Origin of the sequence: Anaerovibrio sp., from assembly GCF_051866355.1 — a bacterium.
Lineage (GTDB): Bacteria > Bacillota > Negativicutes > Selenomonadales > Selenomonadaceae > Anaerovibrio.
In genome coordinates this window covers 1-11,435 of sequence record NZ_JBJDWZ010000122.1, presented here as the reverse complement: position 1 = coordinate 11,435, position 11,435 = coordinate 1, and the positions used below count along the sequence as shown (strand labels likewise).

General features: G+C 51.9%; 8 protein-coding genes and 6 tRNA genes. 10 read left to right on the top strand and 4 right to left on the bottom strand.

All coding sequences use genetic code 11. The features are described 5' to 3' along the window. Window positions 1-150 precede the first annotated feature (150 nt). Window positions 151-954 carry a PD-(D/E)XK nuclease family transposase gene (locus ACI3UA_RS06530; protein ID WP_439724012.1) on the top strand — a complete coding sequence of 268 codons (804 nt, stop codon included), beginning with the start codon at window positions 151-153 and terminating at the stop codon, window positions 952-954. Window positions 955-1,059: 105 nt separating this feature from the next. Here ACI3UA_RS06530 and ACI3UA_RS06525 read toward each other — a convergent pair whose 3' ends face one another. Further along, window positions 1,060-1,479 (bottom strand): hypothetical protein, encoded by a 420-nt coding sequence (locus ACI3UA_RS06525; RefSeq protein WP_439724011.1) that lies wholly within the window; start codon window positions 1,477-1,479, stop codon window positions 1,060-1,062. 305 nt (window positions 1,480-1,784) lie between these two features. On the opposite strand from ACI3UA_RS06525, the gene ACI3UA_RS06520 reads away from it, so the two are divergent. Beyond that, on the top strand, window positions 1,785-3,140 hold the full coding sequence (locus ACI3UA_RS06520; protein WP_439724010.1) for an amino acid permease: 1,356 nt from the start codon (window positions 1,785-1,787) through the stop codon (window positions 3,138-3,140). 159 nt (window positions 3,141-3,299) lie between these two features. Further along, window positions 3,300-4,271: a hypothetical protein gene (locus ACI3UA_RS06515; RefSeq protein ID WP_439724009.1), complete on the top strand. Its 972-nt coding sequence runs from the start codon at window positions 3,300-3,302 to the stop codon at window positions 4,269-4,271. A gap of 17 nt (window positions 4,272-4,288) precedes the next feature. Here the strand turns inward: ACI3UA_RS06515 and ACI3UA_RS06510 are convergent, their stop codons facing one another. Then, the gene (locus ACI3UA_RS06510; protein WP_439724008.1) at window positions 4,289-5,047 is read right to left on the bottom strand and encodes a sulfite exporter TauE/SafE family protein; all 759 of its coding nucleotides are present in this window, start codon (window positions 5,045-5,047) and stop codon (window positions 4,289-4,291) included. 288 nt (window positions 5,048-5,335) lie between these two features. Between ACI3UA_RS06510 and ACI3UA_RS06505 the strand changes: the two genes are divergently transcribed. Then, a tRNA-Thr gene (locus tag ACI3UA_RS06505) sits at window positions 5,336-5,411 on the top strand. A 102-nt stretch (window positions 5,412-5,513) separates the two neighbouring features. On the opposite strand, the gene ACI3UA_RS06500 is transcribed toward ACI3UA_RS06505, so the two are convergent. Beyond that, a complete protein-coding gene (locus tag ACI3UA_RS06500; protein ID WP_439724007.1) occupies window positions 5,514-6,665 on the bottom strand; it encodes a toxic anion resistance protein in 1,152 nt (383 codons plus the stop codon). A 27-nt stretch (window positions 6,666-6,692) separates the two neighbouring features. Next, the gene (locus tag ACI3UA_RS06495; protein WP_439724006.1) at window positions 6,693-7,625 is read right to left on the bottom strand and encodes a 5-bromo-4-chloroindolyl phosphate hydrolysis family protein; all 933 of its coding nucleotides are present in this window, start codon (window positions 7,623-7,625) and stop codon (window positions 6,693-6,695) included. Window positions 7,626-7,916: 291 nt separating this feature from the next. Here ACI3UA_RS06495 and ACI3UA_RS06490 point away from each other — a divergent pair, with 291 nt between their 5' ends. From ACI3UA_RS06490 to ACI3UA_RS06465, 6 genes are all read left to right on the top strand, one after another. Next, window positions 7,917-10,565, top strand: a complete 2,649-nt coding sequence (locus ACI3UA_RS06490) for a heavy metal translocating P-type ATPase (RefSeq protein WP_439724005.1) — start codon at window positions 7,917-7,919, stop codon at window positions 10,563-10,565. 188 nt (window positions 10,566-10,753) lie between these two features. Beyond that, window positions 10,754-10,829, top strand: a tRNA-Gly gene (locus tag ACI3UA_RS06485). A 6-nt stretch (window positions 10,830-10,835) separates the two neighbouring features. Next, window positions 10,836-10,911 (top strand) — tRNA-Gly (locus ACI3UA_RS06480). A gap of 58 nt (window positions 10,912-10,969) precedes the next feature. After that, window positions 10,970-11,046, top strand: a tRNA-Ile gene (locus ACI3UA_RS06475). 36 nt (window positions 11,047-11,082) lie between these two features. Beyond that, window positions 11,083-11,160, top strand: a tRNA-Arg gene (locus ACI3UA_RS06470). A 7-nt stretch (window positions 11,161-11,167) separates the two neighbouring features. Continuing rightward, window positions 11,168-11,252 (top strand) — tRNA-Tyr (locus ACI3UA_RS06465). Window positions 11,253-11,435: the final 183 nt, after the last annotated feature.

Genomic DNA, 11,435 nt, shown 5'->3' with positions numbered 1-11,435 from the left:
ACAATAAAACAGGTATTGACGCAGGCTCCGTCCGGCAGGATGGTGCATGGTGGTCTATACATGTTTTGATCGGTGCTGTTAGCTTTTCGCTGATTGAAGTATACATTGGCATGTGGTAAAATTAAGTAAAGAGCTTGGGGGTGATGTGCAGTGGGCAACAAGGCCAAGATTCGGGAGGATGCCATGAGCCTGAATCCGATAGATGATGCCCTGTTTGTAAAAATGGCAGAGGATAAGGCTTTCTGTGAGGAAATATTGCAGGTAATATTATCGGATAAGGAACTTGTTGTGCTGCAGCACAGGCCGCAGCTGGTGCTGAAAAATCTTCAGGGGCGTTCCTGCGTCCTTGATTGTGAATGTATTCTGGGAGATGGCAGGCATGTGAACGTGGAGGTTCAGCGTTCCAACGCGGATGACCATCAGCGCAGAATGCGCTACAATGGCTCCCTGCTGTCGGTCAATGTGGCAAATCCCGGAGACAAGTTCTGCGATGTGCCGGATGTGATAGTGATATTGATTGCGCAGTTTGATGTTTTTTCCGATGGCTGTGCGCTGTATCATGTAGACCGTGTTGTACGGGAGAGCGGCCGCGTGGTGAATAATGGGTTGCAGGAAATATATGTGAATGCAGTTTTGGACGATGGTTCGGATGTAGCCGGGTTGATGAAGGTATTTACCCAGGATTCGGCGTATGACGATGAGCGCTTTCCAGCAACGTCCAAGCGTAAGCGTCTGTTTAAGACAACGGAGGAGGGAATACGTGAAATGTGCGAGGTAATTGAAAGAAACAGGGAAGAGGGCCGCATGGAGGGCCGTGCAGAAGGTCGCATAGAGGGCGCATTGCGTACCCTGATTTCCATGGTGAGGAAAAACCGGATAACCAAGGAAGAGGCCGCAGAGGAGGCCAGTATGTCCCTGGCCGAGTTTGAAAAGGCTCTGGCAAGCCAGCCGTGATTTTTGCAGTTTGGCATCCGGAAGTTCACAACAATAAAACAGGTATTGACGCAGGCTCCGTCCGGCAGGATGGTGCATGGTGGTCAATACCTGTTTTTTTGTGCCTTATTTTTCTGATTTGGACAGAAGCTCTTTCAGGCGTTCAATTTTGCGCTGGTGCGCCTTGATGGAGAAATTCAGGCGGGAGCGTTCATCCTCGGTTACAGTTTCATCTTTTTTAGTGGTATCGAGATAAGCCTGAATGCGTTGTTGGCGGGTATCCAGTTCGCTGATTTCGTCTTCCAGAGGCTTTTTGTTTCCCAGAGCAGTGCCGTAAACAGTATGGATATTGTCAATTATGTGCTGGGCGTAGCCCCGTTCAGCCGAAGCGGTTTCCAGATATCTGGCTACGGCGTAGATGATTTCAAACGGGTCAGTACCCTCCTGAATCATTTCCAACAAATCCATCTTGATGCTTTCCTGTACGCCGTGCGGCGTTTCTATCAGTTCCTTGCTGGTGATATCCTGAGTAGCGGTGTCTGGCATGGTACAACCTTCCTTTTTGCAGCGTAGCGCTGTTAGTTTTTTATGAACAGCATAAATGTATGTTTATACTGTGAATGAATACTGTATTTATATTATACCAGCAGTTGGATAAAGAGACAAATTATGCTATAATTATCAACATCGTAACTTAATTTATCCACAGGAAAATGGGGATTTATGCAGACAAAGGCGGGCAATATGTGGTTATGCACTATTTTATCCACAATTTGTCCCTTGCTGTTGATAAGTTATGCAGATAATCCACAAAAATAGCATATATTTTTGTGTGTACTGGAGGAATATGTATGGAAGAAAAAAAGGAACTGAGGCGTGGGCTGAAGAACAGGCACCTGCAGATGATGGCGCTGGGCAGTGCTATCGGAACAGGGCTTTTTTATGGTTCGGCCTCAACCATTTCCCTGACGGGGCCGTCGGTGATGCTGGCGTACCTGATTGGCGGCGTGGTAATTTATTTTATTATGCGCATGCTGGGAGAAATGGCTGTCGATGAGCCTGTGTCCGGCTCGTTCAGTTATTATGCCACCAAATACTGGGGGGAGTTTCCGGGGTTTTTGTCCGGCTGGAATTATTGGTACTGCTATATTATGGTCAGCATGGCTGAGCTGACGGCGGTAGGAATTTATGTGAACTACTGGCTGCCGGATGTGCCGCAGTGGCTGTCTGCATTTGTCTGCCTTGTGGTTATCACGGCCATCAACCTCTTTAATGTAAAGGCCTATGGTGAAACGGAATTCTGGATGGCGTTAATCAAGGTCGTGGCGATTTTGAGCATGATCGTGCTGGGCGGTTTTCTGGTGTTCAGCAATCCCGCGGGCTTTCCGGAGTGCATGAGCAATCTCTGGGCGCATGGCGGCTACCTGCCTAACGGCGTCTGGGGCCTGATGATGGCCTGCGTCGTGGTTATGTTTTCCTTCGGGGGCATCGAGCTTCTGGGAATCACGGCAGGGGAGGCGGAAAATCCTGACAAATCCATTCCGCAGGCTATCAATCAGGTAATCTGGCGAATCCTGATTTTTTATGTGGGCACAATGTTCATCCTCATGTGCCTGTGGCCGTGGAATCAGGTGGGCATGGAGGCGAGCCCGTTTGTGCAGATTTTTGACAATGTGGGCATTCCGGCGGCGGCGCACATCCTGAATCTGGTGGTGCTGTCGGCGGCGGTTTCCGTCTACAACTCCGCGATTTACAGCAATTCACGCATGCTTTATGGCCTGTCTGACAAGGGGGATGCCCCGGCGGCTCTGCACAAGGTTTCCAAGCGTGGCGTGCCGGTGACGGGCATTCTGATTTCATCGGGCATAACGTTTATTATCGTAATCATGAATTATCTGTTTCCAAGCCAGGTGTTCATGTATCTGTTTGCTGTGGTGATTATCTCGGCGGTTATTAACTGGGTTTCCATCACGATGACCCACATGAAGTTCCGTCAGTATTGCGAGCGGACCGGCCATAAGATTCCGCATTTTCATTCCTGGCTGTATCCGTGGCTGAATTATTTCTGTCTGGCTTTTCTGGCGGGGGTAATCTTTATGATGTACCAGATTCCTGATATGCAGATGGCTGTCTGGGCCCTGCCGGTATGGCTGCTGGTTCTCTACATAAGCTATCGGGCGAAGAAGATGAAGAAAAGCAGGAGCTGAGGGCATGTCCGGCGGCTGATGGATAAAACCGGGCGTGCAGGTGGAAGTTTCTGTGGAAAATAGTGTATAATATAAGCGGTACGGCTTTGGGAGGCTGTACCGCTTGTGTTTATTTGGAGAAAGCTATCAGAGAAAAAATTAGTGGAAAGGGTTTTGAAAATGGCAGAAAAGGAATCGATTTATGACCGTATCAAGGGGGCAATGACGCCGGAGGGGACGATGCCGGAGGGCTTTGTGCTGCGGGAGAAGCTGCAGGACGGGCGGCAGTTTGCAGACGGTGCTATTGACGGCACAATCAGGTATTATATGGGGCCTGCCGGCAATACGGATATCACCATGCTGGAGCAGGCGTTGAAGATTGCTTCCCAGGGGCGGTTTGAGGATGCGGCAAATGCGCTGATTACATATTTTGCCCAGGGGATTGTCATGCTGCCTGTTATGGACAAGGTGCAGGAGTGGGTGTATGCGCATCCGGAGGGGCTGTCACCTGACAGGCTGGGGCAGTTCGCCAGAACCCTGCTTTTGCAGAGCCGCGATGTGGAGTCGGTCAAATTTGCCCTGACGATTCTGGAGGTGCTGGACAGCGAGCCTGACGAGAAGATGCGGGAAATCCTGCTGACGCTGGCGGCCTGCGAGGAAATGACGCTGTTCTGCCTGTTTGCGCTGGGCGGCTATGAAGATGCCAACAGGATGTATTTTCAGCTGGCAAAAAAGTTGAAGGGATGGGGCAGGATTCATGCTGTCAGCATGCTGAAGCCGGAAGACGAGGAAATGCGGGATTGGCTGTTGCAGGAGGGCTGGCAGAATGAAATCATGCCGGAGTATTCGGCGATCACCGTTATCAAGCGTGTCAAGCTGCCGGAGCTGCTGAACCATTCGGAGGAGGCTTCCCTGCTGGAGATTGCCGGCAAGCTGATAAGCTATTCGCTGCAGGATGAGCCGATAGCAGGCCTTGCCAGCTACAAAAGGGCTGGTGAGCTGCTGCAGGTTTATCTGGAAGGATGCCGTCAGTCAGGCATCGGTGAAGGGGCGGCAGATGGCATCAGGGCTATCAGAACCTTTGCCGAACAGCATGAGCTGGCAAATAAATGGCAGCTTGTCGAGCTCTGCAATAATATTTTGGCTGAATGAGGAAGCTGTGCTCTGTGCTATACGCCGAAGAGCAGCACTACGCCACCTGTGGTACTCATGGCAACAATGGAGAATTTGAGGATAGGCAGTGGCGCCAGATGGGTGAGCTTTGCCCCCAGATAGGCGCCGATGAACTGGCCGATAAGTGTCTGCAGGAAAATGCTGAAATCAAGCTGTCCCTGCAGGAGATAGCCGAGGCCGCCGGCCACGGAGATGGGGAGAATGACCATCATGCAGGTGCCGATGGCCTTGATAAGCGGCACTCCGAAAATAATCAGCAGTGTCAGCTGGATAAAGGCGGCGGCGCCAATGCCGAAGGCACCGGAGATAAAGCCGTTGACTGTACCGGCCAGCAGGCCGTAGGTGTAGAGCTTCGTGCCCTCCAGCAGATGGTCAGGAAAATGGAAAAGGGAGTTCAGCCAGTCGGACTGGTACACTTTCAGATAGAGAAGAACGGCGGAAAGCAGCATGATATAGCTGGTCATATAGCGAACCAGCTCTTCATCCAGCATCAGTGATACGTTGGCACCGGCAAAGGAACCAAGCATGCCGCCGATGCCCAGCACGGCTCCTGTCCTGACTACTACCTCGCCCTCCTTGAAATGGCTGTATGCGCCTGACAGGGTGGTAAATATCATGGAGGACAGGGCCACGGCCAGGGCGGCATGCATCGGCACATGGAAGCCCACGACAAGCAGGGCGATGGTTACGCCTGCACCTCCCGCCCCGACAAAGCCTATTATTATGCCCAAAAGAAGCATGGCAAGAAAAATCATCAGCTATCATCACGCCGCCTGAGCCTGCCGCCTGCAAAGCCTCCGGGTGGCAGCTCCGGGCTGCGGCTGGCAGGCTGTATGGCGGATGGTTGCATGTCCGGCGGGCGTGACTTCCTCCCTTCAAATTGTTGTATAAATTCAGCTCTGCCATTATATCATATTTCTGTAATTTCGTTAATTGTCATTTTCTGTATTGACATATTTCATGGTTAGGCTTTATAATAAGCACTGTGCTGATTTTCAGGTCGGTGCGTTTTGTTGCGTTTTTGAGTGTTGATGTTTTCATATGCTGGTATAGCACAGTCGGTAGTGCATCGGATTCGTAACCCGAAGGTCGCCAGTTCGATTCTGGCTACCAGCTCCATAAAAAAATCCCCCCTGTCATGCGGCAGGGGGTTTTTGTTGTTCATGTAGTCCATTGCATTTTGCTTTGCCGTATTTTCCAGCTGACGAGCCGGTTTTGGCTTTATCGGTTCATGTTGGCCAGCAGTGTTTCTTTCAGGCGGTTTTCTATCTGCAGAAGCTCCTGCTCGGCGGCCTGGCGCGCCTGACGCCCCTCATGCTGAATTTTCAGCGTTTCCTCAATGGTAGATATCAGGTCATCGTTGACTTTCTTTACGGTATCAATGTCCACAATACTGCGGTTGTTCTCTTTGGCAGTTTCTATGGAGTTGATTTTCAGCATTTCTGCGTTGCGCTTTAAAAGCTCGTTGGTGGTGTCGGAAACGGCGCGCTGCATTTGCAGGACGTTCTGCTGGCGGGACAGGCCCAGCGCGATGACAATCTGGTTTTTCCACAGTGGGATGGCGTTATAAATGGCGCTCTGCACCCGTTCCACCAGAATCTTGTCATTGTTCTGGATGAGCCTGAGCTGGGGAGCGGTCTGTATGGCGATAGTTTTGCTGATTTTCAGGTCGTGCACCTTTTTTTCAAAGCGGTCTACGTTGCTCTCGAAGTCGCTGACTACCTGACCGGCCATAGGATTGCTGGATGCGGCGGCGTCAGCCCTGAGCTTTGGCAGTACCGTGGTGCGCATTTCCTGCAGCTTCTCTTCACCGGCGCGGATGTAAAGCTCCAGATGCTTGAAGTATTCAAGGTTTTTCTGGTAGAGGGCATCAAAGAGCGTGATGTCCTTTAGCATGGTGGTTTTTGATTTTTCCAGTTCTGACTGGATTTTTTCAACTTTCGTGGAGAGCTTTTCGTAGGAGGAAATCATGGTTTCCCCTTTGCTGACCAGTGAGCCGATGAGGGGCAGCTTCTTTACAAAGCTGTCAGATTCCTTGCGGCTGAATTCATTGATTTTTCCGGAAAGCTCCGTCAGCAGCTCACCTACCTGTCCGCTGTCCTTGGTGCGTACCTGGGACAGCAGGCTGTCGGAGAAATCTGCCATATTTTTCTGGGCGCCGGAGCCGAACTGCAGGGCATAGCCTGAATTGGTAAGGTCAATCTTGGCTTTGATTTCATCTACCTGCTGACGCTCTGCCGGTGTCAGGGCCTCTGTCTGCTGTGTTACCTGCATTATTTCCTGCTGCTGGTCGATGACTGCCACAGGGGCGGAGGTTGCGGTATTTTCCTGTGCTTTTGCTTTCAGCAGATCGTCGAGATTAATTTCTGACATATTGTTCATCCTTTCGTGTCAAAGATTTTATTTCTGGAAGCGCCCTCTTGGACGGCATTTTCCTGTGCGCCTGTTTTGGCATGGATATTCATCCGCGGTTCCGCCGATGTCAAAGGGGCGGTCGATACTGAAAGGGTTGTTTTTCAGCATGATATCAGGAATGTCAGTGCCGGAGGCTGATGCCTGCATATCGGGCGTTACGGTAGCACCGGCGGCAGCTGTATTATGGGAGGCACTGCGTCCATGCAACGCATCAGGCGTGTTCTGGATGCCTGCATCCGACATAATCTGCTCGGCCACTTTCAGCTCGGATTCGACCTCCAGCATCTTGTCTGTCAGCATGCGGCTGAACTGGGCCTCGTAGGCTTCGTCAAAGGATTCCAGGGTGCGTTTGGTCTTTGCCTTGATTTCGGCAATCTCCGGCGTGTTCAGCCCCATCTGCTCAAATTCCAGAAACTGCCTTGACAGGGATAAGGCCCTGTCCTGATAGTAGTTGATAAACTGGTCGGCCATAGAAATCTTCTCGGCATGCTCCCTCATGTAGTTAATCATCCGCTGGGCAATGCCCTGCATTTTCTTTAGCTGTTCTGCCAGCTCCTGATCCTGCAGCTGGCGTATAATGCCGTTCAGTGAGTTGTAGTCGCTGATGGCTTTTTCATAGCTGTCCCGGACAAAATCGCTGACAGGGGCGGCAGGATTGCTTTTTTCCAGCGTGGTGTGGCGGATGTCCTGCAGTTTTTTCTTTTCCTCCTGCTTTTCCTTGTAGCTGGGATACCAGAGGCTGCGCGTGCCGATGGCGGTCATAGCCACGCCGATGGCCAGGATGATGCCGCCGCCCAAAATTTCACCGGTGAGAAATCCACCCAGGCTTAGCAGCATGACGAAAAATCCCGCTACGGTCAGGGCTGTATGTGCCACAAGGGATAATATTTTCTTTACTAATTTTTGTAAGAACTCCATGATATTACGCTCCATTAATGTCGATACTTTATGTGTTATTGTTAGAATATTTGGAAAGAACTTTGTTCTATTACCTATTTTAATATCAAACCTGTAAATAAGCAACAATTTTAATTTGCAGTAGGGCAATTATGCTTTTGTGATGCCGGTGGCGGGCATACATGGCTGTAAGGCGTGAATACAGCTTCCGTATTGACAGCGGCATTGTTTGGTAATATAGTAATAACGATAATTGTTTTCAGAATAAAGCAGGATGATGTGCATATTATGTACATTTTGTGTGAGGTTTTTATGAAAAAGGAAAAATATTTAATCAGCGGCATGACCTGCTCCGCCTGCTCTGCCAGAGTGCAGAAGGCGGTGGACAGGCTGCCGGGCTGCAGGAATGCGGTGGTGAATCTTCTGACCGGCAGCATGCAGATAGAATATGATGAAAAACTGCTGACTGCGGAGGGAATTGTGGCGGCAGTGGAAAAGGCGGGCTATGGCATCGCTCCCGCTGATGAAGGCAGAAAGAGCGGCACAGCAGCAGGCAGGACAGGCGGGAGGGCCGGTGGAGAGGCCGGGGAAAACCCTCTCGGCAGGGAAGCGGAAGACTTGAAAAATCGCCTCATCTGGTCGGCAGTTTTTCTGCTTCCCCTCATGTATATCGCCATGCATCACATGCTGGCGGAATGGTTCGGCATTGTGCCCTGGGATGGCTTCAAGGCGATTTTTCACGGCAGGGAGAATGCTGTGACCTCGGCGTTTGCCCAGCTTCTGCTGGCCGTGCCGATTTTGGCTTTCAACCGCAGGTATTTTGTCAATGGCTTTCGCAATCTGTTCCGGGGGTCTCCCAACATGGACAGCCTGGTGGGCATAGGGGCCGCGGCGTCAGCATTTTTTGGCGTGTTTGCTATTTTCCGCATGAGCTGGGGCATGGGGCACGGTGACTGGGCGCTGGTGGAGGCTTATAGCGAAAGCCTGTATTTTGAATCGGCAGGCATGATTGTGACACTGATTACGGTGGGCAAGTATCTGGAGGCCCGCGCCAAGGGCAGCACGGGGGAGGCTCTGCGGCGGCTGATGGGGCTGGTGCCGAGAACCGCCCTTGTGCTGCGCAATGGCAGTGAGGTGGAGGTTGCCGCTGATGAGCTGGTGCCGGGGGACGAGGTCGTTGTCAGGCCCGGCGGCGGGATTGCCGCTGACGGCGTCGTGCTGGAGGGCAGTGCCAGCGTGGACGAGTCGGCGATTACCGGCGAATCGCTGCCCGTGCAGAAAAAGGCGGGGGACAGGGTGATTTCTGCCTCCATCAATCTGGACGGCTATATCCGCTTCCGGGCGGAAAAGGTGGGAGCCGAGTCGGCCATCAGCCAGATTATACGGCTGGTGGATGAGGCCGGTGCCACCAAGGCGCCGATTGCAAAGCTGGCGGACAGGATTTCCGGGGTATTTGTGCCGATTGTTATCGGCATCGCCGTGGTGACCGGCATTGTCTGGCTGTTGCTGGGGTATGGGGCGGAATTTGCCTTTTCGGCGGCGATTTCCGTGCTGGTTATTTCCTGTCCCTGTGCGCTGGGGCTGGCAACGCCGGTGGCGATTATGACGGGAACCGGCAAGGGAGCGGAGCGGGGTATCCTGATTAAGTCCGGTGAAATTCTGGAACGCGCTAAAGGGATTGATGCCGTCATGCTGGACAAGACCGGCACCATAACGGATGGCAGGCCGGGCGTGACGGATGTGCTGTGCCTGGGCACTGACTGGCAGGAGCTTTTGCAGAAGGCGGCCTCCGTGGAGCAGGCCAGCCAGCATCCTCTGGGACAGGCCATAGTGGCGCTTGCCAGAGAAAAAGGGATAGAGCTGCTTCGCTTTGAGGATTTTGCCAATGAGCCGGGCATGGGGATTTCCGGCGTGCTGGGGAACGAGAGGATTTTTGTGGGCAATGCGGCTTATATGGAGAGCCGCGGCTTTGATATATCGGCGTACAGGCATCGCATGGATGAACTGTCCAATGAGGGGAAAACCGTGCTGATTGCTGCCAGCGGGGACTATCTGCTGGGCATTTTTGCCGTGGCTGACAGGGAGAAAGGTTCCAGCCGTCAGGCGGTGGAGCTTTTGAAAAAATCAGGCATAGATGTTATGATGATTACTGGTGACAATCAGCTTACGGCCCGGGCGGTGGCACAGAGGGCAGGCATAGACCGGGTATTTGCCGGGGTGCTGCCCCAGGATAAGGAGCGGCTTGTCCGGGAACAGCAGGAGGCAGGCCGCGTTGTGGCGATGGCCGGTGACGGCATCAATGATGCCCCGGCGCTGGTGCGGGCTGACGTGGGTATTGCCGTGGGGGCAGGCACGGACATTGCCATGGAGAGCGCGGATGTGGTGCTGGTGGGCAGTGATTTGCGCCAGATTGCCGATATGATTTCCCTGAGCAGGGCGGTAATCAGGAATATCAAGGAAAACCTGTTTTGGGCTTTTTTCTATAATATTATCGGAATTCCGCTGGCGGCAGGCGTATTTTACCCTGCCTTCGGGGTAAAGCTGTCACCGATGATTGGTGCGGCGGCCATGAGCATGAGCAGTCTGTGTGTGGTGCTGAATGCCCTGCGGCTGAAGCGGTTCAGATTTTCCGGGGAGCTTTCCGGCCATGCCGAAGGGGACGGTCAGTCTGTCGGCGTGGTGCGGATTTTGCCAATGGCTGTTGAAGCAGGCGAAGATAAATGCAGGCGTAACTGCAGAGATGGAAAGGATGATTTGGTGATGAAAAAAGAGTTGAAGATTGAAGGCATGATGTGCATGCACTGTCAGAAGCATGTGCGCGAGGCGCTGAGCAAAATGGATGGCGTATCCTCCGTGGAGGTGGATTTGGAAACCAAAACTGCTGTGGTAGAGGCTGACAGGGAAATTTCTGTTGAGGAATTCAGGGCAGTGATTGCAGAGGCAGGCTATGAGCTTGTGTGATTGGCAGATGCAGGCGCGCTGATTTCAGGTGTGCGGCAGGATGGGGGTGAAGGAGCCGCTGTATGGAGCTTCTTCACCCTTTTTTCTGCCTTTTGAAAAAAATATAAAAAAGGTGTTGACATGGATGGGAGAAAGTAGTATTATATTCCTTGTCAGTCGCGCAGAGCGCTGGCAGACATAGGAAATATGCGGAAATAGCTCAGTTGGTAGAGCATCACCTTGCCAAGGTGGGGGTCGCGAGTTCGAGTCTCGTTTTCCGCTCCATATCATGCGGAAATAGCTCAGTTGGTAGAGCATCACCTTGCCAAGGTGGGGGTCGCGAGTTCGAGTCTCGTTTTCCGCTCCATACCATGTTTGCAATTCTCGCATGCTTTGGCCGTGCGAGATTTTCTATCAAAAGTCGTGGGCCTATAGCTCAGTTGGTTAGAGCAACCGGCTCATAACCGGTCGGTCCCAGGTTCAAGTCCTGGTGGGCCCACCATTTTCTTAGAGGCAAATTTAATACCACATTCAACATGACTCAGTAGCTCAGCTGGATTAGAGTATTTGACTACGAATCAAAGGGTCGGGGGTTCGAGTCCCTCCTGGGTCACCATTTTTGTGGGTAGGTGCCCGAGTGGTTAAAGGGAACGGACTGTAAATCCGTCGCCGTAGGCTACGATGGTTCGAATCCATCCCTGCCCACCATTTTTTTCTGCCTGAAATGTTGAGAAAGTTTTTGAAAATGTTTCAAAAAATGCTTGACAAATGGCTTGAGAAAAGGTATTATAAACAAGCTGACTTGCGAAAACAAAGGACGTAAGTCCTAATGAGCAGGAAGGCAGTGTTCCTTGAAAACTAAACAATGCAATAGAAATCATGCACACATGA